Consider the following 23,843-nt stretch of genomic DNA (forward strand, 5'->3'; position numbering starts at 1 on the left):
GGTAGCGTGCTTAGCGCATTCGCACAGGCGTTCCGCACCCCTGATTTGCGGCGCAAGCTGCTCTTCACACTGCTGATCATGGCATTGTTCCGCGCCGGAACTTTTGTCCCGTCACCGGGTGTATCGATTAAGAACATTAACCAGTGTATGGCCCAACAGGAGGGCGCTGGTCTTCTAGACCTCGTTAACCTCTTCTCTGGTGGTGCTCTACTGCAGCTGTCTGTATTTGCCCTCGGCATTATGCCGTACATTACTGCTTCAATTATTATTCAGCTGTTGCGCGTAGTAGTACCTCGTTTTGAAGACCTGCACAAGGAAGGCCAGTCTGGCCAGGCGAAGCTGACGCAGTACACTCGTGTGCTGACTATCTTCCTCGCCTTCATGCAGTCCCTAGGCTTCATCTCTTTGGCACGATCGGGCAACATGTTCCCCGGCTGTACGGTTCCGGTTATCCCCAGTGATACGGTTTGGACCTTCCTGCTCATCCTGATTGTGATGACCGCGGGTACTGGTGTCATCATGTGGCTCGGCGAATTGATTACCGACCGTGGTATCGGTAACGGAATGTCCTTGCTGATTTTCACGTCAATCATTGCTCGTCTCCCGCAGCAACTTTTCGGTATCGCCCAGTCCGCTGACAACGGCGTATTAAAGGTGCTTGGCATCATCGCGATGATTGCTGCGATTACCATAGCTATTGTCTTCGTGGAGCAGGCCATGCGTCGCATCCCTGTGCAGTACGCGAAGCGGATGGTTGGTTCCCGGTCCTACGGCGGGTCCTCCACCTACATTCCCATCAAGATCAACATGTCCGGCGTTATCCCGGTTATCTTTGCAACCTCGATACTGGCTTTGCCGATGATGGCTGCGCAGTTCGCCGATCCTAGCTCCGGGTGGGCAATCTTCGTCCACCGTAACTTCACGCAGCAAAGCGCTCTCTACTTGGCGCTTGATGCGGCTCTGATTGCTTTCTTCTGTTTCTTCTACACGCAGATTACTTTCAACCCGGATGAGGTTGCAGACAATATGAAGAAGTATGGCGGCTTCGTCCCCGGTATTCGTGCCGGTCGTCCGACTGCTGACCTGCTTCGCTACGTGATTACACGTATTACCTCTGCTGGTGCTGTCTACCTGGTGATTGTGGCACTGCTTCCCGCACTGCTGCTAATCCCAATGGGAATTACCAGCCAGCAGCTACCTTTCGGTGGCACTACACTGCTGATTATTGTTGGTGTTGGTTTGCAGACCGTCAAGGAAGTTAACTCTCAGTTGCGTCAGCACCACTACGAAGGATTCCTCCGATGAAACGAATGATCCTAGTTGGCCCCCCGGGAGCTGGCAAAGGTACCCAGGCGGCGTTCATTTGTCGTGAACTGAATATCCCCCATATTTCTACCGGTCAGATTTTTCGGGAGAATATGGAACAGGAAACTGAGCTCGGTGAAAGCGCGAAAGCATATATTAGCCGGGGCGAGTACGTTCCCGATAGCGTAACCAACCCGATGGTGAAGGTTCGCTTGGATAACCCCGATGCGCGCGAAGGCTTCCTTCTGGATGGCTACCCTCGCACAGTTTCGCAAGCTAAAGTGCTGGACGAAATGTTGGCTGATCGCGGACGCAAGCTTGATTTGGTACTGCAGATTACTGCCGATAACGAGGCCGTAGTTGAGCGCCTCTTGAAACGGGCCGAGATTGAACATCGTCCCGATGACACCGAGGAAGTAATCCGTCACCGTCTCGATGTCTACCAGGAGCTGACTGAACCATTGATGAGCTTCTACGAGGAAGCTGGACTACTGGTGAAGGTCGATGGCAACGGTAGCATTGATGAGGTCTCGGATCGAATCAAGGCTATCCTCGAAGCAAAGTGACAACTTAGCTAAGGTGGGGCTGCGCATAGCGTTGCCCCACCTTTGCCTTATCGGAAAGAATCCAATGCGTTACCGTGACAAAGTAAAAATCAAAACCCCCACCCAAATCGGTTATATGCGCGAAGCGGGATTGATTGTTGCAGATATTCATGCCGCACTCCGTGAAGCCTGCGTACCGGGCATCACCACTAAAGAGCTTGACCAAGTCAGCGCCAGAGTCATTGCTGACTCCAACGGGCACTCGAACTTCCTCGGCTATCATGGTTTCCCCGCAACCGTCTGTATCTCCGTCAACGATGAGATCGTGCACGGCATCCCGGGCGAAAGGGTACTCGAGACCGGGGACCTCGTTACCTTCGACTGCGGCGCCTATGTTGTCCGCGAAGGGAAACAATGGCACGGTGACGCTGCTTTCACCATGATTGTTGGCGGCGAAGGCAGGGAAACTGCACACCGCATCGACGAAGTCACCAAGACTGCGCTGCATAACGCAATTGTGAATCTCGCCGAGGGGGCAGATCGCCTGAATATTGTGGGCGACAGTGTGGAAGAAGTCGTTGCTCACTACAGTGAGCAGTTCGAGATGCCCATCGGTATCGTCGAAGACTTCGTCGGGCATGGAATTGGCAATGCCATGCATGAAGAACCCGACGTCTACAACTACTCTGTGCGCGGTAAGCTCACGAAGCTCCGCCCCGGCATGGTCTTCGCGATTGAACCGATGCTCACCTCGGGCTCTGCCGCCAACCAGGTGGATGCAGACGAATGGACTGTCCGCACAGTGGACGGTTCCTTGGCTGCGCAGTGGGAACACACGGTCGCAATCATGCCCGGTGGTGTCTGGGTATTGACTGCCCGGGACGGGGGAGAAGAGATTCTTTCCCCCTACGGCTTAAAGCCCGTTACAATCCCAGCCCAGTGACCGATACGACAGTCCTAAAGGTTGCAAACTGGCGAAATTGCTCATAGTCTTAATCGTTGGGTGTCTTCACTTTAGGTTAAGTGTAGGTACGCAGCTCTTTAACAATCGTTAAGGAAACTCAAGAAAGTGAGAGTAGTCGAGTTATATGGCGAACAAAGACGGTGTAATTGAAGTTGAGGGAACTGTCGTTGAGGCACTCCCCAATGCAATGTTCCGCGTTGAACTGCAGAACGAACACATCGTGCTCGCGCACATTTCGGGAAAGATGCGTCAGCACTACATTCGTATTCTCCCAGAGGATCGGGTAGTCGTTGAGCTCAGCCCCTACGACCTCAGCCGAGGCCGTATCGTCTACCGTTACAAGTAAACTACGACATGCGCCGCCTGAGAGTGGCGGCGGAGGTTTATCATGAAGGTCAAGCCGAGTGTCAAAAGAATCTGCGACAAGTGCAAGGTGATTCGTCGCCACGGCAATGTCATGGTTATTTGCGACAACCCTCGACACAAGCAGCGTCAGGGCTAATCCCTGATCTGCTCAACCGCAACCGCGGTTGAACAACTAGCACGTTACCAGCCACCCGTGAAAGCGGTGCAGCCCTCGGTTCGGAGGCCGAGGCCAAGCAATCTGCTTGGAAGGTAACGTGACGGCCTCCGAAAACACAGGAGAAAAAATTGGCACGTATTGCCGGTGTAGACCTCCCGCGCGAAAAGCGCCTGGAGATCGCACTCACTTATGTTTACGGTGTGGGACGTACCCGCGCTGCTGAAACGCTCAAGGCGACCGGTGTGTCGCCCGATATTCGCGTCAAGGATCTGGCTGAAGAAGACTTGGTCAAGCTCCGCGAATACATCGAGGGCAACTACAAGGTCGAAGGCGACTTGCGTCGTGAAGTCCAAGCGGACATTCGTCGCAAGATTGAAATCGGCTCCTATCAGGGCGTACGCCACCGTCGTGGCCTGCCAGTTCGTGGTCAGCGTACCAAGACGAACGCGCGTACTCGTAAGGGTCCGAAGCGTACCGTTGCAGGTAAGAAGAAGTAAGACTTTTAGGAGAAGATATGCCCCCCAAGACTCGTGCTACCGGTGCCCGTAAGGGACGCCGTAAGGAACGTAAAAATATTGCTGTAGGTCAGGCACACATTAAGTCGACCTTCAACAACACCATCGTGTCGATCACTGATCCGACCGGTGCTGTCATCGCTTCATGCTCATCCGGCCAGGTTGGCTTCAAGGGTTCACGTAAGTCCACCCCGTTCGCCGCTCAGCTGGCTGCTGAGGCCGCTGCAAAGCGCGCCCAGGAACACGGCATGAAGAAGGTTGACGTCTTCGTTAAGGGTCCCGGCTCCGGCCGTGAAACCGCGATTCGTTCCCTTCAGGCCAGCGGCCTCGAAGTTGGTTCGATTCACGACGTGACCCCGCAGGCACACAATGGTGCTCGCCCCCCGAAGCGTCGTCGCGTCTGATTTCATCAGTCTCGAGAAACTAGACGGCTAATCCGGCTAAATAGTTTCTATCCGCGGAGAATGCGCGCCATGTATTCACCGCTGACCTCACATCCTGCGTGGGGGAAACCCCACAACCACAAAGCCGGTGTCATATGGCGGGCACCGGATGAGGAAAGGAATTCGACGTGCTGATTGCACAGCGACCCACTTTGACTGAAGAAGTCGTCAATGAGCGCCGCTCGCGCTTTACCCTGGAACCGCTTGAGCCCGGTTTCGGTTACACCTTGGGTAACTCGCTTCGCCGGACGCTGCTGTCATCCATTCCGGGTGCCGCAGTAACCTCCATTCGCATCGATGGTGTTCAACACGAGTTCAGCACCATTGAAGGTGTGAAAGAAGATGTTGCACAGATCATCCTTAACATCAAGCAGATTGTCTTGTCTTCGGACAATGATGAGCCGGTTGTAATGTACCTGCGCCAGACTGGCGAAGGTGTTGTCACTGCCGGTGATATCCAGCCTCCCGCCGGGGTGGAAATCCACAACCCGGAACTCGTGTTGGCAACCCTGAATGACAAGGGACGTTTGGAGATTGAACTGACTGTTGAGCGTGGCCGCGGCTACATCTCAGCTGCTCAGAACAAGAACCCGGACGCTGAAATTTCCCGCATCCCGATCGATTCAATCTACTCACCGATTCTCAAGGTGACCTACAAGGTTGAAGCAACCCGTGTGGAACAGCGCACCGACTTTGATCGTCTAGTAGTTGATGTTGAAACCAAGCAGGCTATCAGCCCGCGTGACGCCCTCGCTTCGGCAGGCACCACACTGGTCGGTTTGTTTGGTCTTTGCAAGGAACTCAACGTTGAGAGTGAAGGTATCGAGATGGGCGAGTCCCAGACCGATAACGCACTGGCAGCCGATTTGGCTCGCCCGATCAAGGACCTGGGCTTGCAGCCTCGTTCCATGAACGCGCTTCACCGCGATGAGATCAACACTATTGGCGAGCTGGTAGCCCGCTCCGAAGCTGACCTCCTCGACATTCGTAACTTCGGTGCGAAGTCGATTGAGGAAATCAAGGAGAAACTGGCAGCCATTGGAATGTCCCTCAAGGACTCCCAAATGCCCAGTGTCAGCGACGCTGAAACACCCGGATTCATTCAGTTCAGCGACGAAAACTTTAGCTGAGCCACCACAGTTTTCAAGGAGAAAAGAAAATGCCTAAGCCTGCAAAGGGCCCCCGCCTGGGAGGCAGCGCCGCGCACGAGCGTCGCATGCTGGCCAACCTGTGCCGTAGCGTAATCGAGCACCGCGAGATTACCACCACTTTCGCTCGCGCCAAGCGCGTACAGCCCCATCTGGAGCGCCTCATCACCAAGGCAAAGCGTGGAGATATGCACGCTCGTCGTCAGGTGATTGCCGTTCTGGGTACCAATACCGCTAAGCGTGATGGTCGTTTCGACTACACCTACGAGCTCTTCGATGTCATTGTTCCGGCAATGGACTCTGAGCGCGAAGGCGGCTACACCCGCATCGTTAAGCTTCCCCCGCGTAAGGGCGACCAGGCTCCCATGGCCCGTCTGTCCCTCGTGATGGAAAAGGTGGAAAAGAAGGCTGTCGTCAAGACCGCTGAAAAGACCGCCGAAGCCGCTGCGGAGAAGGCACCCAAGGCTGAAAAGGTTGAAGAGCCTGCAGTTGAGGAAGCTCAGGTCGAAGAGACCGCAACTGAAGAAGAGAAGTGAGCTATTTCAGCGCACTGACTGATTCATAAACTTCAAAGTAAATGCCCCTGCCAACTGGTGGGGGCATTTACTTTACCCGCATAACACTGAGGCTCGCGCGTGAGGCTGCAGATTCGGTACAGTAGGAGCGTGACTGAACAAAGACTTCGTTTCGACCTTGCCTACGACGGTACGGACTTCCACGGCTGGGCAGCGCAACCGGGTCAGCGTACCGTGCAAGGGGAGCTAGAGCGCGTCCTCGGCACCATTTGTCGCCAAGCGGTGAGCCTGACGGTAGCGGGACGTACCGACGCTGGTGTGCACGCAACCGGGCAGGTGGCGCACCTTGACTTGCCTGCATCCCTTTGCGTGCAGCTTTTAGGGCACGAGGGGGAGCGCAGTGAGAAATTTGCGCAGCGGCTCAACTCCATGCTGGCACGGGAAGCTTCCGGGCCGCGCGGCAGCGCCGACGTGCAGGTCAAGTCGGTGCGTCTGGTCGACGCTAGTTTCGATGCCCGCTTCTCTGCGCTTAGACGCCGCTACACTTATCGGATTGCTGACTCCTTGGCGGCACGTAACCCACTCACCCGGCACTGGGTGAGCTGGGTGGATGCCCCGGCGGAGGGCCTTAACCTACCGACCATGAACCAGGCCGCGCGCACTGTGTTAGGGGAGCACGATTTCCTTTCTTTCTGTAAACCACGCGAGGGTGCGACTACGATCCGGACATTGACTGCTTTCAGCTTCACGCGGGCCGAGGACGACCAGATCGAAGCAGACGTGCAGGCTGATGCATTCTGTCACTCCATGGTGCGATCCCTAGTTGGGGCGGCGATTTTGGTGGGAAGGGGAGCTCGGCCAGAAAACTATTTGGCAGAGCTGTTAAAGCATCCCAGCCGGGAACAAGCTGCCCCTCTGGCACCCCCGCAAGGCTTAGTATTAGCCGAGGTTTCCTACGGTGAAGATGCCGACGCCTGGGCACAACAAGCGCAGCTGGCGCGGCGCCGTCGAGACGAGGCCGACTGTGATTGCGAAAAAGGCTCGCAATGAGAGCGTTTGCACAAGGCTATCCTTTGACGATGGGCCCGCTCAAAGGATAGTATTAACAAGTTGTGTGTCACATCGGACCACCAGCGTTTCCCACTCGCCCGGTCCCATAACAGACACAACATGACCGATTTACTTTAGACAAGCGAGTCAGGTTAAGCGCAGATACGCTTCAATTTTTCTGCGCCATCTGACTCTACTAGCAACGAAAAGAAGGCTATTAGCGTGCGCACTTATTCACCGAAGCCTGAGGATGCGGACCCCAAGTGGTACGTCGTAGATGCGACTGATGTCGTCCTCGGCCGTTTAGCGTCACACGTCGCTGTCTTGCTCCGTGGGAAGCACAAGCCAACCTTTGCTCCTCACATGGATCAGGGCGACTTCGTCATTGTTATCAATGCCGATAAGATCGCTCTGACCGGAAACAAGGCTGACAACAAATTTGCTTACCGCCACTCCGGTCGTCCGGGTGGTCTCACCGCGGTGTCCTACCGTGAACTATTGGCAACCCGCCCCGAACGCGCCATTGAAAAGGCTGTTCGTGGCATGCTGCCCAAGAACAAGCTCGGCCGTGCCCAGATGCGCAAGCTCAAGGTTTACTCAGGCTCCGAGCATCCCCACGCGGCACAGATGCCCGAAACTTACGAGATCACCCAGGTGGCCCAGCAGTAATCTGCTTGGAGCCCGGAGAGAAAACGAGGATTACAGTGGCCGAGACCACCGTCAAGAACGAAGAGCTGGATGTCGAAGACGTTCCTAGCTCATACACATCAGAGACTGAGACCGGCCCGACCGGTCAAGGTCAGTCCATGACGGCTCCAGGTGCAGGCCTGGGTCGCCGTAAAGAGGCTGTTGCTCGCGTTCGCCTGGTGCCTGGCACCGGCGAATGGAAGCTGAACGGCCGCACTCTGGAAGATTACTTCCCGAACAAACTGCACCAGCAGCTGGTTCGTTCCCCGTTCACCCTGTTGGACATTGAGGGACGTTTCGATGTTATCGCCCGTATTCACGGCGGCGGCATCTCCGGTCAGGCTGGCGCACTGCGCTTGGGCATTGCTCGCGCCCTGAACGAAATCGATCGCGAAGCCAACCGACCCGCCTTGAAGAAGGCTGGTTTCTTGACTCGTGACGCTCGTGCAGTTGAGCGTAAGAAGGCTGGTTTGAAGAAGGCCCGCCGCGCCCCGCAGTTCTCGAAGCGTTAATCTCGCTTCGCTGCAGCTTTGGTTCCCCTCCCGGTTTAACGGGAGGGGAACTTTTTATCTTCACCCACAGATTCACGAGTGCGCAAAAATGCCCGAAAATGCGCCATTTCTGGCACTATCGTGCAGCTAATCGGCGAGAAGAGTGGCATCTCGCTCACCATGCTAAGCAATCTGCGCCACGGGGTAATTTTCGTACTAGCATAGGTGAAGTAGATGGGATGCTCGAGGGGGCATCATCCAAACATCCGACTCAGATAAGTAGGGGACAATATGGCTCGTATTTTCGGCACCGATGGAGTGCGCGGCTTAGCGAATAAAGACATCACAGCGACACTTGCCTTGGAGCTCGGACAGGCGGCAGCCCGTCTGACCATCGCGCAGATGCCGGAAGGCTCATACGATGTTGAGCACAAACCTAAAGCCATCATTGGACGGGACACCCGTGTCTCCGGAGAGTTCCTCTCCCACGCCATTGCCGCTGGCATTGCCAGTGCGGGCATGGATGCTATCCGCATCGGTGTAGTTCCCACCCCTGCTGTTGCCTACCTGATGGCGACCGGTGACTATGACCTAGGCGTCATGATTTCTGCCTCCCACAATCCCATGCCCGATAACGGCATCAAGTTCTTTGCTCGTGGCGGCTACAAACTCGAAGACGCCACCGAGGATGAGATTCAGGCACTGCTGGAAGACAAAGACTGGGACGCCCCAATCGCCGAAGGTGTCGGTGATATTACGTCCGACCCGGCCACCGCTGACCGCGCCTACATTGAGCACCTAGTGGAGGCTTGCGGAACACCCCTGAAGGGTATCCGGATTGCTGTTGACTGTGCCAACGGCGCCGCCTCCTATGTGGCGCCCGAAGCTTTGCGTGAAGCCGGCGCCGACGTGGTAGTTATGAACGCTTCACCTGACGGCCGTAATATTAACGACGACTGTGGCTCCACCCATCCGGAACAGCTCCAGGCAGTAACGGTTGCCTCTAAGGCCGCGTTCGGCGTGGCTTTTGACGGTGACGCGGACCGATGCCTAGCAGTGGATTCTCAAGGCAACTTGATTGATGGGGATAAGATTATGGGGATGCTGGCGGTCGGCTTAAAGAAGCAGGGGCGCCTCGCAAATGACACCCTCGTCGTCACCGTGATGTCCAACTTGGGTTTGCATCTTGCCATGAAAGAACGCGGCATTAAGATCGCCCAGACCGGCGTAGGAGACCGCTACGTGCTGGAAGAGATTCGTAACTCCGGGCACGTCCTCGGCGGTGAGCAATCCGGACACGTCATCAATGCGCACTACGCAACCACAGGTGACGGTATTTTGACTGCTTTGATGATCGCCCGCGACGTGGTTCGCTCCGGCAAGACCCTAGCGGAACTAACTGACTTCATTAAGCGTCTGCCTCAAACCTTGATTAACGTGCCGAATGTGGACAAGAACCGAACCGATGATCCGGAGCTAGTGGCAGCTATTGCTGCGACTGAGGCCTTCCTCGGCGACTCCGGCCGCGTCCTGTTACGCGCCTCCGGCACTGAGCCCTTGGTTCGTGTCATGGTTGAGGCTGCTACGCAGTCGCAAGCCGACGCTGCCGCGCAAAAACTGGCAGATGTTGTCGCAAAGCGACTCAGTCTAACCTAGGCAGAGTGAGCAAAAGTGAATATGGTCGTCGATTTCATCCTTAGCATCGCCAGTAGTTGGTGGGTGATTCCCGCCCTGGCTTTGTTCGCCTGTATTGACGGCTTCTTTCCGCCCGTCCCAGCCGAAAGCCTCATTACCGCGCTGGCATCTTTATCTTCCAGCGCCCATGTCGTGCCGCTGTGGAGCGTGTGGATTGCCGGTGTCGTCGGTGCGACCGTTGGTGATTCGATAGCTTTCTGGCTGGGGCGCAAACTCCCGATTGAGTCAATCCCGCTGGTCCGTAAAGTAGCTACTGATGAGCGCCTGGAATTTGCTCGGCGAGAGCTCCAGCTTCGTGGCGCATCCTACCTGCTGGCGGCCCGCTTCGTACCGGTCGGTCGTGTGCTGGTCAATATGACGGCGGGTGCTTCAGGATTCAAGTATCCAAAATTTCTCCCCGTATCCTTTGTTGCTTCCACCGTTTGGGCTGGATTCGCCGTCGTCATCGGCTGGGGGACCGGACGTATCATTAGCGACAGGCCGGTCCTTGCCATGATTGTCGGCATCGCTGTGGGCGTCGTTGTGGGACTCATCTTCGATCGCGTTGCCAGTGCCTTCCGTAAATCCCACAGCTAAAGAAGGAGAGCCTCCAGGTAGCTTCGTCCAAAAGGATGAACCGCCCTTGAGCCTAACTGCGCTAAAGTTGCTATAGAAAAGATTTTAGTTAGTAACCTAAAGGAGCGTGCTTTGGGTCCCGTCATGCACCACATCATGGAACTGGTGTTACAATGGTCTGGCAGTTTTTGGATTCTGCCGATTCTGGCTCTATTTTGCCTAATCGACGGTTTTTTGCCGATCCTGCCTTCTGAAAGCCTGATTATTGCGCTCTCCTCGCTGTCCCACACCGGACGGACCGTGCCGCTGTGGAGCATCATTATCGCCGCCAGCTTGGGCGCTTTCATTGGCGATATTGGCGCCTACCATGTGGGGCGGTGGCTTCCGGTGGAAAAGATTCCGTTGATTCGTAACTTCGCCACTCCGGAGCGTTTGGAGAGGGCGCGCCTCGCGTTGAACCGGCGCGGCGCCTCCTACTTGCTGATTGCCCGCTTCATCCCGATTGGGCGGATTGCCGTGAATATGACGGCGGGGGCCTCGCATTATGCTCGCCGCCGTTACATTCCGACCATGATTTTCGCGGATATCACCTGGACCTCATTCAGCACGCTGATTGGTTTGGCCGCAGGCAAGTTCTTGGGACACCATCCGCTTCTGGCTATGGTGCTGGGCGTGGGGGCGGGTATCCTCCTCGGCACCATTGTGGACCGCCTCATTGGACTGTACCTGGACCGAAAAGGTTTGCCGGTTGATGCGAACCCGGAGGAAAGCCCCTTGATTACGAATGCTCCCAGCCAGGATGAAGAAGGGGCCGAGGACGAGGGAGACGCCGGCCCAACCCAGCCGCTAGAGCACAGTGAGACCGGGTCCTCCGGAAAGACTGCCAATAAAACTCCAGAATAGGCAACAAAGAACTGCCCAAGCAAGACCCGGAACGGGAGGCTTGCTTGGGCAGTTTATTTGCTTGGGCACCTACTTTAAGGGCTTAGAGTTTACGGAGCAGAACTTCCGTCACCCGATGGTCGGAGGCCTTCGAAATAATCAGGTCCGCGCGGGTGCGGGTCGGGCGAATATTTTGCACAAAGTTTACCAGGTTAATGCTGACCCAAATTTCGCGGGCGATCGCGATGGCCTCCTCATCGGAGAGCTTCGCATAATCCTTAAAGTATGAGGTCGGATCGGAGAAAGCGGTCTCACGCAGCTTCAAGAAACGATCCACATACCACTGCTCCACATCCGCATGGTTAGCGTCAATGAAAATGGAGAAATCGAAGTAGTCAGAAACTGAAACCGCCGGATGATACACCTCAGAGGAAACCCGGGGCGGTTGCAGCACGTTAATGCCCTCAATAATCAAAATATCGGGACGCTCCACCACGATTTTCTCATCGGGGACAATATCGTAAATCACGTGAGAATAGACGGGGGCTTCCACCCTCGGTTCACCGGATTTAACCCGCGCCAAGAAACTAATCAAAGCCTCCCGATCATAAGACTCCGGGAAACCCTTGCGAGTCATCAGTCCGCGGCGCTGCAACTCTGCGGTGGGGTACAAGAAACCGTCAGTGGTCACCAGATCCACCTTCGGGGTATCTGGGAAACGTGAAAGTAGGTTCTGCAACACGCGGGCGATAGAAGACTTACCGACCGCGACGGAACCAGCAATCCCAATAATGAAGGGCGGCTGGGGCTGCGCCGGCTGATGCAGGAAGTCCCTGCGTGACTGTGCCAAAACCCGCTGCTGCTCCACTGAAAGCTCAATCAGACGCGAAAGTGGACGGTAGATTGCATCCACTTCAGACAGATCAATCGGGTCGCCCAAACTGGCCAGACGCTGAACCTCACTAGCGGTGAGCGGCAGTGGCGTCTCAGAAGCCAGAGCGGACCAGGTTTCCCGTGGAATCGACTCATAGGGAGAATGCTCCCCGGGGCTTTCTAAGAGTTGAGATTCCGCGTCTCCCAGCGCGCGGAGAGCTTCGGTGAGTTCTGTTCTAGAAGTCATAGGGAGATTATTGCATACCGCAATTAGAGATTGCTGATTTTCTTCCTATCTGAAGCATCACATGGCATGATGAAAACATGAGATTTGGTTACGACTACGCCACCTTACGGGCGGCCGAGCAGCGCGCGCTAGCTAACTGCGCTCCCGACGCTTTGCTGAAACAGGCAGCCCGGAAAGTCGCCGCGGTTGCGATTGCCGATCTGAAAGCTGACGGTTTTTTCGTGCCCGGCTCAGTGATTGCTGGGCTGATTGGGGGCGGCAATAACGGTGCGGACGGGCTCTACGCTTTGGCGTATCTCGCCCGCCGTGGGGCCGTCGCCCAAGCGCTGGTGCTACATCCTCGGCCCCCTGCCGGGGCTTTAGCTGCGGCGCAAGCTGCCGGGGTGAGAATCCACTTTTTCGGGGCCGAGGATGATTCCGCTCGGCCGCTCACGGAGACGGAGACTGCGCGGTTGTTGAGCCTGGCCCGCTCCGCCGGTATCTGGATTGATGCGCTCACTGGGATTGGTTTAACGGGGCAGCTTCGCCCTCGGCTCCAGCAAGTCATCAAACTGCTGCGGGAAGAAGCCGAATCCAGTCCCAAGCCGCCCACGGTCATCGCTGTAGATATCCCCTCCGGCATTCCGGTAGTCAGCGAAACAGAGACCACCTGGGGAGCGCTCCCCGCCGAGATAATCCCCGCTGACGTGACAGTCGCAATGGGCGGGGCCAGCAGCCCCCTGTGGCTGCCGCCCGCCAGTTTACAGTGCGGCACAGTCGAAGAACTTGACCTCGGTTTTGACCTCTTGGGTCAGCCCGCCCGCACCATTGTAGTGGGGAGGGAAGACCTACCGGATCTGCTGCCACCAGCGGACGCCTGGTCGCATAAATACAACCGAGGAGTGGTAACCATCCTAGCTGGCAGCGAAAACTATCCGGGCGCAGCCCTGCTGGCCGCCTCGGGAGCGCACGGGCAGACGGCGTTTTCTGCAGATCTGCGGGCGGCAGCCCTAACTGCCGTCCACCCGGGCATGGTCCGTTACGTGGGCCCGCCGGCGCTGCAGCAACTGGTCGTGGCCAGCTATCCGCGCACCGTGGTTTCCGCGGATCTTTCCGCCGCCTTACTGAAATCAGATGCCGTGGTCTGCGGGCCCGGCTGGGTGGGGGAGGGGCGCTATTCCCAGCTGCGAGAGATCCTAAAGTTCGCTCAGACCGAGGGCGTCGCAGTGGTCCTAGACGCCTCCGCATTAGACCTCTTCGCCCGCCTCTACCAAGATAGCCCCGCAACGATGGCGGCAGCCCCGACTATGATTACTCCACACCTGGGAGAACTACGCCGAATCGGTGACGCCCTCGGCCTAGTCGGGGAGCCTAATCCGGTTAAACTGGGCGCGCGCATCGCCCAGCTGGCTGGCGTTGTGGTGTTGGTGAAGGGGCATCAATCGGTAGCTTTAACCCCGGCCGGGCAGGCATATACGGCGCCGCCGGGTTCGCCGCTGCTGGCGCGGGCTGGCTCCGGAGATATCCTGAGCGGAATACTGGGTGCAATCCTCGCAATTCGGGGTAGCTGCGGGATTGCCGCAGCTGATGAGTCCTTGGCGCTCAGTGCGATGGCGGCAACTATATTGCACTCTGAGTCGGTAAACGTGGGAAACTAATATCCATGAGTCATCTAGTTACCGAGGCTGAATATCCTTCCCGCCTGCGCATCAACGGGGCAGCTATTGCCGCTAATCTACGCACTCTCAGGCAGCATGCCCCCACCGGGCAGATGATGGCAATCATCAAAGCTGACGCTTATGGGCACGGTGCCTCCCTCGTCGCGCAGGCCGCTATTGCGGCGGGAGCTAACTGGCTGGGGCAGGCCCAAGTTGGGGAAGCCCTCAGCCTCCATGACTATCTAGTCGCCGCGCAGTTACGTGACAAGGTCAGGATCTTTAGCTGGATTGTTTCTCCACTGTCCACCGCCATCTTGGATCGCGCGGTGGCGGCGCAGATCGATCTTTCTGCTTCCAATCTGGCCGAGCTGGACGCCCTCGTCAACGCCGGAAAGCGTGTCGGGCAGAGCCCCCGCGTGCACCTGAAAATCGATGTGGGGCATTCTCGCGCCGGCTTCACCGCTGCGCTTTGGCCCGAGGGAGTGGCGGCAGCCCGCGCATACCAGCAGCAGGGACTCTTACAAGTGGCGGGTATCTGGTCGCACCTTTCCTGTGCGGATGATCCTTCACCAATCGGAATGCAGCAAACCAAACAGCAGATTGGGCGCTTCGAAGCTGCAGTCGCTTTGGCGGCAGAAGCCGGCTTCACTGACGTGATCCGCCACCTGAGCGCCACCCCGGGCGGCCTATGGCATCCCGAAAGCCACTACGACATGATCCGCTGGGGCATCGGCATGTACGGGTACAGTCCGAACCCGCAGCGCCCTGACGCCACCAATGGTTTGTCCTTGCAACCGGTCATGACCTTAGAGGCCCCGCTCCTGTCAGTGAAGCGGATTAAAGCCGGCGCAGCGGTTTCCTATAACGCCACCTGGGTTGCCCCCACCGACAGGTGGATTGGGTTGGTGCCCCTCGGCTACGGGGATGGAATTCCGCGGGCGGCCTCCAACCGGGCCGAAGTTGTGGTGCACACGCAGACCGGCGATCAGCGGGTCCCCCTCGTCGGTAGGGTTTGCATGGACCAGTTCATGATTGACCTCGGTGAGGTTACTACCGCGCGCCGCGGCGACTGGGTGACGCTACTGGGCGCCCCTGACCCGCAAGCGGAAGTTAGCGTGCCCACCGCCGATGATTGGGCTGCCTGGTGCGACACCATCAACTATGAGGTGATGACCCGGCTGGGCGCGCGCATCCCCCGCGTCTTAGAGCCTGCGGGCGTACAATAGAAGGCATTACGTTGGAAAGACCTTGTGGAGGCTTTGTGCCGGTTGAAATCATGACCGCTGATGCGGATGAGACTCGGGCGATTGGTCAAGCACTAGCGAAACTGGTGCGACCCGGTGATTTAATCATGCTTTCAGGCGATTTAGGTGCCGGGAAGACTACTTTCACGCAAGGGCTGGGTGAAGGCATGGGCGTGCGGGGACGCGTATCATCCCCGACCTTCATCATTGCCCGCGAACACCCCAACCCGAACGGACCCGTCTTGATTCATGCGGACGCCTACCGCATCACTGACCTAGACGATTTGGAAACCCTCGATCTGGATTCGACCCTCTCCGAGGCTGTCACCGTGATCGAATGGGGTGAAGGAAAAACCGAAGGCCTCAGCCCAGATCGCTTGGAAGTTCAAGTGGTTCGCGCCCACGGTACCGATGCTGCGCAAACTACCGGCGCTGAGCCGATTAACGTGGAACTGATGGATGACGGGAAACGCACCCTCGTCTTCACGCCTTGCTCTGACCGCTGGGACGAGGGAGAGCTGCGAGCGCTCGCGGAGGCTATTGCCGAGGAGGACAAAGCATGACTAAATTTTTATGTATTGACACTTCGGCTGGCTCAGCGGTCGCCCTAGTGGAAGACGGTGAAGTTCTCGCTCGCGACTATTCAGCTGACCCGCGCGCTCACGCGGAGCACCTCGCCGGCATGATCCGGAAAGTCTGCGGCGTCAACGACAACGGCCCGCTGCTGGGACGCTTTAATGTAGTTGTCGTTGGACGCGGCCCCGCCCCCTACACTGGGTTGCGGGCTGGCTTGATTACTGCTCGCGTGCTTGCGAAAGCAACGGGAGCGGCCCTGTATGGTTTATCTTCACTGGAGATTTTGGGGCGCAGCGCCCTCGGCCACGTTTCCTCGGGTGAAGTTATGGCGTGCTCGGATGCCCGGCGTAAAGAGGTCTACGCCGCTCACCTTACCGCCGTAGGTGAGGATGATATTCGTTTGCTGGGAGACTATCTGGTGGCCCCGGCTACAGAGGTGGCTGCTGTCGCCGAGGAAGCGGGCGTGCCCGCCGCCGGTCCGGGAGCCGACCTTTATGCGGAGGCTTTTTCGCATCGGCTGGGAGAAGTCCAGCTTGATGTGGCGGCGGCTGCCCGGATTGTCTCTGCTCGCTTGGTAGCCAACCCGGAATTGGAGTTGGGAACAGAGCCCCTGTATTTGCGTCGACCTGACGTACATATGCCCAAGGCCGGGCAAAAATAATTTGAACTTGAGGAGCCCCTATGTCTGACACTCAGCCTGATTTGCCGTCCGGCTACGGAATCGCGCTTCCGGAAGGGTACCGGCTGGTGCCTTTAACGGAAGACCATCTCATGGATGTGATCGCGGTTGAGCGGGCGGTCTTCCCGACCGAGGCGTGGAGCTCTGAAATGCTCAGAGAAGAGCTGACTGGACCCTACCGCTTCTATGTGGGGGTATTTGATCCTGACGACACCCTCGTCGGTTACGGCGGTGCCATGCGAATGGGAGATGCGGTAGAGATTATGACCGTGGGCGTGGAAGCGCATGCGCGCGGACTGGGACTGGGTGAGGCACTGACTCGCACCTTGATTGAATCTGCACGGGAATCTGATTGTCCGGAGATTTTCTTGGAAGTGCGGGAATCCTCCAACCTGGCTCAGGCTCTCTATCGGAAACTGGGATTTGTCGAAATCGACCGGCGTCCGCGCTATTATCACAACCCCACCGAGGATGCGATTATCATGCGCCTGGAAACAGATTGCGCTTCCTAGAATTGGGACAAACGTCTTTTAGAAATCACGGTGTTTCGTAAAACTTACTTATTTGCCTGTTTGAGTGTCAGAAAAGCGTCGTGTCTGAAGGGCAAATTAATCAGGACTTGGGTCGCAAAAATCGCGGATTTTAGCGGCTTAATGACAGTTTTCTGAGTTTCTCCTAGAGTTTTAACAGATTTGACCACACATGTGTCAGCAAAGCTGGGGTAGCGTATAAGTGTGGTTAAGAAAAACATTTCTCAGAAACGGCGAAGCTGGAACACTACGGTATTCCTCAAGCAGGCCATGGCAGTGTCCGGCTTGTTCTTCGTTGTGTTTATTTTGTTCCACTCGTATGGAAACCTGAAGATTTTCGGTGGGCCGGAAGCATACAACGAGTACGCGCATCACCTGCGCACCATGTTTATGCCGATTCTGCCCTATGAAGGCCTGCTTTGGATCCTGCGTGTTGGATTGATCGTGTTCCTAGCGGTTCACCTCTACGCGGCTGCTGTCACTTGGAAACGCTCCAAGCGGGCCCGCGGTTCCCGATACATGATGAAGCGCAACGCAGCTGACGCCTATGCTGCACGCACCATGCGCTGGGGCGGCGTTATCTTGCTGATCTTCATCATTTTCCACCTACTTCACTTCACGACCAAGACCATCCAGGTTGGCGACCCCAATGCGTACGCCGCCGGTGAGATCGACGGCGTTTCCCAGGCTCCCTACCTGATGATGCAGACTACCTTTGCTCACTGGTACATGGTCCTGGTTTACGCCATCGGTGTAGCTGCCCTGTGCATGCACATTTCTCACGGCATTTGGTCTGCCCTGCAGTCCTTCGGCTGGTTGCGGAAGAACACCAAGGCCGTGGTCGTCATCATTTCTGGCCTCGTTGGCCTGCTGGTATTCGTCGTCTTCATGGCGCCGCCTACCTACCTGTTGTTCACCGGAGGTGTTCACTAATGTCTGAACTGATTCAGGACCTCTACTTTGAGGGTGAGAAGATTGCAGATACCAAGGCTCCTACCGATGTGCCTTTGGCTCAGGTGTGGGAACAGCGTAAGTTCAACGCCAAACTGGTGAACCCGGCTAACCGCCGTAAGCTCTCAGTCATCATTGTCGGTTCTGGTCTGGCCGGTGGTGCTGCCGCCGCCTCACTGGGCGAAATGGGCTACAACGTACACTGCTTTTTCTACCAAGATTCCGCTCGTCGTGCGCACTCTATTGCGGCGCAGGGTGGTATTAACGCGGCGAAGAACTACCGCAACGATAACGACTCTGTGTACCGTCTGTTCTACGACACGGTAAAGGGTGGCGACTACCGTTCCCGTGAGTCCAACGTCTACCGTTTGGCTGAGGTTTCCGCCTCCATCATCGACCAGTGTGTCGCTCAGGGTGTTCCGTTTGCTCGTGAATACGGTGGCCTCCTCGACAACCGTTCCTTCGGTGGCGTGCAGGTCTCCCGTACTTTCTACGCTCGTGGTCAGACGGGTCAGCAGCTGCTGATCGGTGCCTACCAGGCTCTGGAACGCCAGGTCAACGCCGGTACCGTGAAGGAATACGCCCGCCATGAAATGGTTGAGCTGATCGTTCACGATGGTCGCGCACGCGGCATCGTCGCCCGCGATATGTCCACTGGTGAGCTGAAGACCTTCACCGCTGACGCAGTCGTTTTGGCGACTGGCGGTTACGGTAACGTCTTCTTCCTTTCCACCAACGCGATGGGCTGTAACGGCACCGCCATTTGGCGTGCACACCGCAAGGGTGCATACTTCGGCAACCCCTGCTACACGCAGATTCACCCGACCTGTATCCCACAACACGGTGACCAGCAGTCGAAGCTGACGCTAATGTCTGAGTCCCTCCGTAACGACGGCCGTATCTGGGTTCCCAAGAAGGCTGAAGACTGCGAGAAGGACCCCCGGGACATTCCGGAAGAGGACCGCGATTACTACTTGGAGCGGATTTACCCCTCCTTCGGCAACCTGGTTCCCCGTGACGTGGCTTCTCGTAACGCCAAGAACGTTTGCGACGAAGGCCGCGGCGTAGGCCCCAAGATCGACGGTGTTGCCCGCGGTGTTTACCTCGACTTTGCTGACGCGATTGAGCGTATGGGCAAGGACGTGGTCTCCGCTAAGTACGGCAACCTTTTCGACATGTACCAGCGCATTACCGATGACGATCCGTACGAAGTACCGATGCGTATCTACCCGGCAGTGCACTACACCATGGGTGGCCTCTGGGTTGACTACGACCTGCAGTCTTCCATTCCGGGCCTGTACGTGACCGGTGAAGCTAACTTCTCTGATCACGGCGCTAACCGCCTGGGTGCTTCCGCTCTGATGCAGGGCCTCTCCGATGGCTACTTCGTCTTGCCGAACACCATTAACGATTACCTCGCTGGTGGCCCCTTCGACAAGCTGTCCGAGGATGCCCCCGAAGTGGTCACTGCTCTACAGGAAGCTCAGGACCGCATTGACCGCCTCATGTCAGTGAACGGCACTCGTTCCGTGGATTCCTTCCACAAGGAACTGGGCTCCATCATGTGGGAATACTGTGGTATGTCCCGTAATGAAGAGGGGTTGCGTCACGCCATCAAGCTAATCCGTGAACTCCGCAAGGACTTCTGGCAGAACGTTCGCGTTCCTGGTAAGTCCATTGGCGAGCTCAACCAGTCTCTGGAAAAGGCCGGCCGCGTTGCCGACTTCATGGAACTGGGAGAACTCATGTGTGTTGACGCGCTTCACCGGAGTGAGTCCTGTGGTGGTCACTTCCGTGAGGAATCACAGACTCCGGAAGGCGAAGCGAAGCGTAACGACGCAGAGTTCACTTATGTAGCCGCATGGGAGTTTGGTGGAGAAGACCAGCCGCCCATCTTGCATAAGGAAGATCTGGTTTACCAGAACATCGAGTTGAAGGAGCGTAGCTACAAGTGAACATCACACTGCGAGTCTGGCGCCAAAACGGACCAGAAGACCAAGGCGCACTACACGATTACACGCTCACCGGTATCTCGGAGGACTCTTCGTTCCTCGAAATGCTTGATGTGCTGAATGAAGAGCTCTTCGCCCGCGGTGAAGAACCAATCGCATTTGACTCTGACTGCCGCGAAGGCATCTGTGGTCAGTGTGGTCTGGTGATTAACGGCATCGCACACGGCAACGAAGGCTCCGGCGCGGAAGATAACACCACCACCTGCCAGGTGCATATGCGTCACTTTAATGACGGGGACACCATTACGATTGAACCTTGGCGTTCAACCGCATTCCCCATCATTAAGGACCTCGTGGTGAACCGTTCCGCTCTGGACCGTATTGTTCAGGCTGGCGGCTACATCTCGGTTAATACCGGTGCTGCCCCCGATGCTCACGCCACCCCCGTCCCGAAGCATGATGCTGACCGTTCCTTCGAAGCGGCCGCCTGTATCGGTTGTGGCGCTTGCGTGGCAGCCTGCCCGAACGGCTCCGCAATGCTGTTCACCTCAGCTAAGGTGACGCACCTAGGCCTGCTTCCCCAGGGTAAGCCGGAGAACCTAGACCGCGTTACTTCCATGCTGAACCAGCATGACGAGGAAGGCTTCGGCTCCTGCACAAACATTGGTGAGTGCGCCGCAGTTTGCCCCAAGGGTATCTCCTTGGACAATATTGCCTTCATGAACCGTCAGCTCGGTAAGGCCGTCCTCAAGGGCGTCTAAGCTGAAACTCAAACGGCATCAACTGCCGATTTGAAAAACTCAAAACTGTGGCCGTCACCCTAGGTGGCGGCCACAGTTTTATATTAACCGGCCACCAGAGTAGAATATGGGGCGTGAATATGAAGCCAAAAGATCAGCCCCTAGTGCTAGGTGTAGAATCCACCTGTGATGAGACCGGCATTGCGCTAGTGCGCGGCCACGAACTGCTTGTAGACCGGACTGCTTCCTCCATGGATCAACATGCCCGCTATGGTGGCATCATTCCAGAGATTGCCTCCCGCGCCCACCTCGAATCCTTCTTGCCGGCCCTTGAGGATGCCTTGGCAACTGCCGGCGTGGAACTGTCTGAGATTGACGCCATCGCCTGTTCCGCCGGCCCGGGCCTAATTGGATCGCTCACAGTAGGTAACTGCGGCGCTAAAACCTTGGCTTCCGCATTGGGTAAACCTCTTTACGGAGTGAACCATGTGGTCGGACACCTAGCTGTAGATCAGCTAGTTGACGGCCCCTTCCCGGACAGGTTTATTGGCCTAATTGTTTCTGGCGGACACTCCAACCTGCTGTTGGTTAACGATATTGCTACCGACATTGTGGAACTGGGCGGCACCCTCGACGACGCTGCCGGTGAAGCATTCGATAAGGTGGGGCGCCTCCTCGGCTTGCCATACCCGGGTGGCCCGCATGTGGACCGGCACGGACAAGCCGGACGGTGCGACGCCATCAAGTTCCCGCGTGGCTTGTCTGCCCCTAAATATCAGGAAAAGCACCGCTACGATTTCAGCTTCTCCGGATTGAAAACTTCTGTGGCCCGCTATATTGAGGGGCTTAACCAGCAGGGGATGGAGCTGCCGGTGGATGACATTTGCGCGTCCTTCTCTGAGGCTGTCAACGATTCCTTGACCGCTAAAACCGTGCAGGCCTGCTTGGATCATGACATTGACACCATCGTGATTGGTGGCGGATTCTCCGCGAATTCGCGGCTGCGTGAGCTGCTGTCCGAACGCGCTGCAGCAGCCGGCTTGACTGTGCGGATGCCTCCGCTACGCTACTGCACCGATAACGGAGCCCAGATCGCGGCGCTCGGCGCGAACCTGGTAGCGGCCGGCGTGGAACCGTCTGACTGGGGCTTCTCCCCGGACTCTTCTATGCCGCTAGAGGTGACGCATATCTGAGGCCGTCAGAGCCGGGGTTTGTTGCGCCGCACGCACGCACGGATGAGTTTTCCAGTCTTGCTGGAAAGCTCAGCGTTTTAGCCTCCAGTCGCCATTACTGGTAGCCCAAGAATCGCCCTGCGATTGTTGTCGCGCCGCATTAGTAACAGTGCGCCACGCCGGTTCCCGGTGAGCTTTAGTTGAGTCCGGAGCTTCGCCGGATCCAGATCAATCCCACGGCTTAGAATCTCGATAGAGTTAAAATCGGCTGCCCGCACTGCTTTTACCAAGTGCTTACGATGGATCGGTGCAGTATCAATCACCTCGAAAGCTTGAGTGAACGCCAGCAGCTGGGTGCGCTTGGCTGGTGGCATTTCGAGGGGGTTCACATCTCCAGTCAGGTAAGCGATCTGCGGGTCGATCAGGCGCAAATCGAAACGCTTCGCTAAAGCAGAGAGCAAACCGGCCCGTACAATCGCCCCATCGGGTTCATAAATATAGGAGCCCAGCTCTCCCACGGGAGCGGGAATCACAGTGTGTGGATTGTCTAAAGTCTCATCCGTGAGAGTGTACTTTTTACCGTCACGAATCATTACGGCAGATCGGCCCGGCCTCCCAGCTAATGTTCCCAGCCAAAGGCAGGCTTCCACGACAGCGCCAGCAACCGAAGTGAACTGTGCGTGCCCGTCTACAGGAATTAGCTGATAGGGCAGGCCGGGCGCGACCTTGATTCCGCCTGGTAGTTGTTTCCCCCAGCCCAGCGCGGTGGAGAGTGGAGGGAGCCAGCTCTCCGGATCTTTCAACCGGCGTCCACCTCGGCGCCGGGCCGGGTCGGAGAAAAAGGCTTGGGCGCCGAGGGAGATGAGGTCAACGGTAGTGGCATCAGCTGTGAGTATCTGGGCGCTGGGGAAAGGGGAGAGATTATGTTTTGCGTAGCGGGCGGTGAGAGGGTCAATCTCCACGGCGGTGACGGTCAAGCCGGCCTGCGCAAAAGCCAAAGACTCAGCCCCAATCCCGCAGCCTAAGTCCGCTACCGCGCTGATTCCCGCTTCACGCATTCGCTTAGCGTGGAGCCGGCTGACTTCCCAACGGGAAGCTTGTTGTAGTCCATCATTGGTGAACAGCATTCGGGAGGCATCCTCGTCCTCAAACTTGTTGCGAGCCTTGAGGCGTAACTGGTGTTGCGTGAAAGCGGCAGAAATCTGCTCCGGTAGCCAGCCTTGCGCCCGCAGTTGCTCACCCAGAGATAGGGTGTCGCTAATCTCTGCGGGGAGCTCGGAGAGGAGCTGGCGCACCTGCGGGTCGAAATCGACAGGTAAGGCGCGGGGGGTCGAAGTCATGTCAGTATTCTACGGGAAGAGCGGAAAGATTCGCCGCTGGCGAGACTTGGTAGCGAACTTTGGCACTCATCTTGCGCGAGTGCTAATGCCGGCATAATCTTATGTATGTCAGTCGGTATTTAGCCGACGGAGGTGTCCGACCCCCGCGACGGCGGATATTTCCAGATCATAATCAACACTATTAGTGAGGAAACAATATGGCTGTCACCATTAAGCCGCTCGAAGACCGTGTGGTCATTAAACAGCTCGAAGCCGAACGCACCACCGCGTCAGGTCTCGTTATTCCCGATACGGCCAAGGAAAAGCCGCAGGAGGGTCAGGTTGTCGCCGTTGGCCCCGGTCGAGTTGACGATCAGGGTAACCGTATCCCGATGGATATTGCCGAGGGCGACGTGGTCATCTACTCCAAGTTCGGCGGTACCGAAGTAAAGTACGCTGGCGAAGAGTTCTTGATTCTTTCTTCTCGTGACGTGCTGGCTGTAGTCGAGCGCTGAACAGAATAGACTCCGCTAGCTATCGATGATTCTACGGAAATCCGGTAGCTGTAACTAAGGAGGGCGGGTCGGTTCCAACTGGAACCGACC

The 23,843-nt window shown here is 56.9% G+C and carries 27 protein-coding genes; 25 read left to right on the top strand and 2 right to left on the bottom strand.

Translation table 11 applies throughout. From position 1 onward, the window contains the following. The first annotated feature begins 6 nt into the window (after positions 1 to 6). The 15 genes from secY to BM477_RS07845 all read left to right on the top strand — a co-directional run bounded on the left by secY (position 7) and on the right by BM477_RS07845 (position 11,339). Positions 7 to 1,305, top strand: coding sequence for a preprotein translocase subunit SecY (gene secY, locus BM477_RS07775; protein WP_075362104.1), 1,299 nt, complete (start codon positions 7 to 9; stop codon positions 1,303 to 1,305). Next, entirely contained in the window at positions 1,302 to 1,871 is a 570-nt protein-coding gene (locus tag BM477_RS07780) for an adenylate kinase (RefSeq protein WP_075362105.1), read from the top strand. Before secY ends, BM477_RS07780 begins: the two co-directional genes overlap by 4 nt. A gap of 64 nt (positions 1,872 to 1,935) precedes the next feature. After that, positions 1,936 to 2,793: a type I methionyl aminopeptidase gene (gene map / locus BM477_RS07785; protein WP_075362106.1), complete on the top strand. Its 858-nt coding sequence runs from the start codon at positions 1,936 to 1,938 to the stop codon at positions 2,791 to 2,793. A gap of 145 nt (positions 2,794 to 2,938) precedes the next feature. Next, on the top strand, positions 2,939 to 3,160 hold the full coding sequence (infA, locus tag BM477_RS07790) for a translation initiation factor IF-1 (protein WP_075362107.1): 222 nt from the start codon (positions 2,939 to 2,941) through the stop codon (positions 3,158 to 3,160). Positions 3,161 to 3,202: 42 nt separating this feature from the next. Beyond that, positions 3,203 to 3,316, top strand: coding sequence for a 50S ribosomal protein L36 (rpmJ, locus tag BM477_RS07795; RefSeq protein WP_075362108.1), 114 nt, complete (start codon positions 3,203 to 3,205; stop codon positions 3,314 to 3,316). A 149-nt stretch (positions 3,317 to 3,465) separates the two neighbouring features. Then, complete coding sequence (gene rpsM / locus BM477_RS07800) at positions 3,466 to 3,834, top strand: 30S ribosomal protein S13 (RefSeq protein WP_075362109.1); 369 nt, start codon at positions 3,466 to 3,468, stop codon at positions 3,832 to 3,834. Positions 3,835 to 3,851: 17 nt separating this feature from the next. Then, positions 3,852 to 4,256 carry a 30S ribosomal protein S11 gene (rpsK, locus tag BM477_RS07805; RefSeq protein WP_075362110.1) on the top strand — a complete coding sequence of 135 codons (405 nt, stop codon included), beginning with the start codon at positions 3,852 to 3,854 and terminating at the stop codon, positions 4,254 to 4,256. 167 nt (positions 4,257 to 4,423) lie between these two features. Further along, positions 4,424 to 5,425 carry a DNA-directed RNA polymerase subunit alpha gene (locus BM477_RS07810; RefSeq protein ID WP_075362111.1) on the top strand — a complete coding sequence of 334 codons (1,002 nt, stop codon included), beginning with the start codon at positions 4,424 to 4,426 and terminating at the stop codon, positions 5,423 to 5,425. Between the two features lie 29 nt (positions 5,426 to 5,454). Then, positions 5,455 to 5,979 (top strand): 50S ribosomal protein L17, encoded by a 525-nt coding sequence (gene rplQ, locus BM477_RS07815; RefSeq protein WP_075362112.1) that lies wholly within the window; start codon positions 5,455 to 5,457, stop codon positions 5,977 to 5,979. A 129-nt stretch (positions 5,980 to 6,108) separates the two neighbouring features. Next, the gene (gene truA, locus BM477_RS07820; RefSeq protein ID WP_084543808.1) at positions 6,109 to 7,008 is read left to right on the top strand and encodes a tRNA pseudouridine(38-40) synthase TruA; all 900 of its coding nucleotides are present in this window, start codon (positions 6,109 to 6,111) and stop codon (positions 7,006 to 7,008) included. 222 nt (positions 7,009 to 7,230) lie between these two features. Next, positions 7,231 to 7,677 (top strand): 50S ribosomal protein L13, encoded by a 447-nt coding sequence (rplM, locus tag BM477_RS07825; RefSeq protein WP_075362114.1) that lies wholly within the window; start codon positions 7,231 to 7,233, stop codon positions 7,675 to 7,677. A 35-nt stretch (positions 7,678 to 7,712) separates the two neighbouring features. Then, complete coding sequence (gene rpsI / locus BM477_RS07830; RefSeq protein ID WP_075362115.1) at positions 7,713 to 8,207, top strand: 30S ribosomal protein S9; 495 nt, start codon at positions 7,713 to 7,715, stop codon at positions 8,205 to 8,207. A 270-nt stretch (positions 8,208 to 8,477) separates the two neighbouring features. Then, positions 8,478 to 9,842, top strand: a complete 1,365-nt coding sequence (glmM, locus tag BM477_RS07835) for a phosphoglucosamine mutase (RefSeq protein WP_075362116.1) — start codon at positions 8,478 to 8,480, stop codon at positions 9,840 to 9,842. Positions 9,843 to 9,863: 21 nt separating this feature from the next. Further along, on the top strand, positions 9,864 to 10,457 hold the full coding sequence (locus BM477_RS07840) for a DedA family protein (RefSeq protein WP_075362117.1): 594 nt from the start codon (positions 9,864 to 9,866) through the stop codon (positions 10,455 to 10,457). A 111-nt stretch (positions 10,458 to 10,568) separates the two neighbouring features. Further along, positions 10,569 to 11,339, top strand: a complete 771-nt coding sequence (locus BM477_RS07845) for a DedA family protein (RefSeq protein WP_084543809.1) — start codon at positions 10,569 to 10,571, stop codon at positions 11,337 to 11,339. An 82-nt stretch (positions 11,340 to 11,421) separates the two neighbouring features. Here BM477_RS07845 and coaA read toward each other — a convergent pair whose 3' ends face one another. After that, positions 11,422 to 12,438, bottom strand: a complete 1,017-nt coding sequence (gene coaA, locus BM477_RS07850; protein ID WP_084543810.1) for a type I pantothenate kinase — start codon at positions 12,436 to 12,438, stop codon at positions 11,422 to 11,424. Positions 12,439 to 12,515: 77 nt separating this feature from the next. On the opposite strand from coaA, the gene BM477_RS07855 reads away from it, so the two are divergent. The 9 genes from BM477_RS07855 to tsaD all read left to right on the top strand — a co-directional run bounded on the left by BM477_RS07855 (position 12,516) and on the right by tsaD (position 21,940). Next, the gene (locus tag BM477_RS07855) at positions 12,516 to 14,075 is read left to right on the top strand and encodes a bifunctional ADP-dependent NAD(P)H-hydrate dehydratase/NAD(P)H-hydrate epimerase (RefSeq protein WP_075362119.1); all 1,560 of its coding nucleotides are present in this window, start codon (positions 12,516 to 12,518) and stop codon (positions 14,073 to 14,075) included. Between the two features lie 5 nt (positions 14,076 to 14,080). Next, on the top strand, positions 14,081 to 15,301 hold the full coding sequence (alr, locus tag BM477_RS07860; protein ID WP_075362120.1) for an alanine racemase: 1,221 nt from the start codon (positions 14,081 to 14,083) through the stop codon (positions 15,299 to 15,301). Positions 15,302 to 15,351: 50 nt separating this feature from the next. Beyond that, the gene (gene tsaE / locus BM477_RS07865; protein WP_075362129.1) at positions 15,352 to 15,882 is read left to right on the top strand and encodes a tRNA (adenosine(37)-N6)-threonylcarbamoyltransferase complex ATPase subunit type 1 TsaE; all 531 of its coding nucleotides are present in this window, start codon (positions 15,352 to 15,354) and stop codon (positions 15,880 to 15,882) included. Continuing rightward, a complete protein-coding gene (gene tsaB, locus BM477_RS07870) occupies positions 15,879 to 16,556 on the top strand; it encodes a tRNA (adenosine(37)-N6)-threonylcarbamoyltransferase complex dimerization subunit type 1 TsaB (protein WP_075362121.1) in 678 nt (225 codons plus the stop codon). The genes tsaE and tsaB overlap by 4 nt, the downstream gene beginning before the upstream one ends. 20 nt (positions 16,557 to 16,576) lie before the next feature. After that, a complete protein-coding gene (gene rimI / locus BM477_RS07875) occupies positions 16,577 to 17,086 on the top strand; it encodes a ribosomal protein S18-alanine N-acetyltransferase (RefSeq protein ID WP_084543811.1) in 510 nt (169 codons plus the stop codon). Between the two features lie 222 nt (positions 17,087 to 17,308). Continuing rightward, a complete protein-coding gene (locus BM477_RS07880) occupies positions 17,309 to 18,037 on the top strand; it encodes a succinate dehydrogenase cytochrome b subunit (RefSeq protein ID WP_075362122.1) in 729 nt (242 codons plus the stop codon). Next, positions 18,037 to 20,010: a fumarate reductase/succinate dehydrogenase flavoprotein subunit gene (locus BM477_RS07885; protein WP_075362123.1), complete on the top strand. Its 1,974-nt coding sequence runs from the start codon at positions 18,037 to 18,039 to the stop codon at positions 20,008 to 20,010. The genes BM477_RS07880 and BM477_RS07885 overlap by 1 nt, the downstream gene beginning before the upstream one ends. Further along, positions 20,007 to 20,768 carry a succinate dehydrogenase/fumarate reductase iron-sulfur subunit gene (locus tag BM477_RS07890; protein ID WP_075362124.1) on the top strand — a complete coding sequence of 254 codons (762 nt, stop codon included), beginning with the start codon at positions 20,007 to 20,009 and terminating at the stop codon, positions 20,766 to 20,768. Before BM477_RS07885 ends, BM477_RS07890 begins: the two co-directional genes overlap by 4 nt. Before the next feature lie 119 nt (positions 20,769 to 20,887). Beyond that, positions 20,888 to 21,940, top strand: coding sequence for a tRNA (adenosine(37)-N6)-threonylcarbamoyltransferase complex transferase subunit TsaD (gene tsaD, locus BM477_RS07895; protein WP_075362125.1), 1,053 nt, complete (start codon positions 20,888 to 20,890; stop codon positions 21,938 to 21,940). A 77-nt stretch (positions 21,941 to 22,017) separates the two neighbouring features. Here tsaD and BM477_RS07900 read toward each other — a convergent pair whose 3' ends face one another. Continuing rightward, entirely contained in the window at positions 22,018 to 23,259 is a 1,242-nt protein-coding gene (locus BM477_RS07900) for a class I SAM-dependent methyltransferase (protein ID WP_075362126.1), read from the bottom strand. Positions 23,260 to 23,456: 197 nt separating this feature from the next. Here BM477_RS07900 and groES point away from each other — a divergent pair, with 197 nt between their 5' ends. Beyond that, on the top strand, positions 23,457 to 23,753 hold the full coding sequence (gene groES / locus BM477_RS07905) for a co-chaperone GroES (RefSeq protein WP_075362127.1): 297 nt from the start codon (positions 23,457 to 23,459) through the stop codon (positions 23,751 to 23,753). Positions 23,754 to 23,843: the final 90 nt, after the last annotated feature.

It is taken from the genome of Boudabousia marimammalium, assembly GCF_001936115.1.
Lineage (GTDB): Bacteria > Actinomycetota > Actinomycetes > Actinomycetales > Actinomycetaceae > Boudabousia > Boudabousia marimammalium.

Coding starts and splice junctions, on each gene's coding strand:
- rpmJ (WP_075362108.1), top strand. CDS start 3,203: ATGAAGGTCAAGCCGAGTGTCAAAAGAATCTGCGACAAGTGCAAGGTG.
- infA (WP_075362107.1), top strand. CDS start 2,939: ATGGCGAACAAAGACGGTGTAATTGAAGTTGAGGGAACTGTCGTTGAG.
- rpsK (WP_075362110.1), top strand. CDS start 3,852: ATGCCCCCCAAGACTCGTGCTACCGGTGCCCGTAAGGGACGCCGTAAG.
- tsaE (WP_075362129.1), top strand. CDS start 15,352: ATGACCGCTGATGCGGATGAGACTCGGGCGATTGGTCAAGCACTAGCG.
- rimI (WP_084543811.1), top strand. CDS start 16,577: ATGTCTGACACTCAGCCTGATTTGCCGTCCGGCTACGGAATCGCGCTT.
- BM477_RS07900 (WP_075362126.1), bottom strand. CDS start 23,259: ATGACTTCGACCCCCCGCGCCTTACCTGTCGATTTCGACCCGCAGGTG.
- BM477_RS07885 (WP_075362123.1), top strand. CDS start 18,037: ATGTCTGAACTGATTCAGGACCTCTACTTTGAGGGTGAGAAGATTGCA.
- glmM (WP_075362116.1), top strand. CDS start 8,478: ATGGCTCGTATTTTCGGCACCGATGGAGTGCGCGGCTTAGCGAATAAA.
- rplQ (WP_075362112.1), top strand. CDS start 5,455: ATGCCTAAGCCTGCAAAGGGCCCCCGCCTGGGAGGCAGCGCCGCGCAC.
- groES (WP_075362127.1), top strand. CDS start 23,457: ATGGCTGTCACCATTAAGCCGCTCGAAGACCGTGTGGTCATTAAACAG.
- BM477_RS07840 (WP_075362117.1), top strand. CDS start 9,864: ATGGTCGTCGATTTCATCCTTAGCATCGCCAGTAGTTGGTGGGTGATT.
- tsaD (WP_075362125.1), top strand. CDS start 20,888: ATGAAGCCAAAAGATCAGCCCCTAGTGCTAGGTGTAGAATCCACCTGT.
- BM477_RS07855 (WP_075362119.1), top strand. CDS start 12,516: ATGAGATTTGGTTACGACTACGCCACCTTACGGGCGGCCGAGCAGCGC.
- coaA (WP_084543810.1), bottom strand. CDS start 12,438: ATGACTTCTAGAACAGAACTCACCGAAGCTCTCCGCGCGCTGGGAGAC.
- map (WP_075362106.1), top strand. CDS start 1,936: ATGCGTTACCGTGACAAAGTAAAAATCAAAACCCCCACCCAAATCGGT.
- alr (WP_075362120.1), top strand. CDS start 14,081: ATGAGTCATCTAGTTACCGAGGCTGAATATCCTTCCCGCCTGCGCATC.
- BM477_RS07780 (WP_075362105.1), top strand. CDS start 1,302: ATGAAACGAATGATCCTAGTTGGCCCCCCGGGAGCTGGCAAAGGTACC.
- tsaB (WP_075362121.1), top strand. CDS start 15,879: ATGACTAAATTTTTATGTATTGACACTTCGGCTGGCTCAGCGGTCGCC.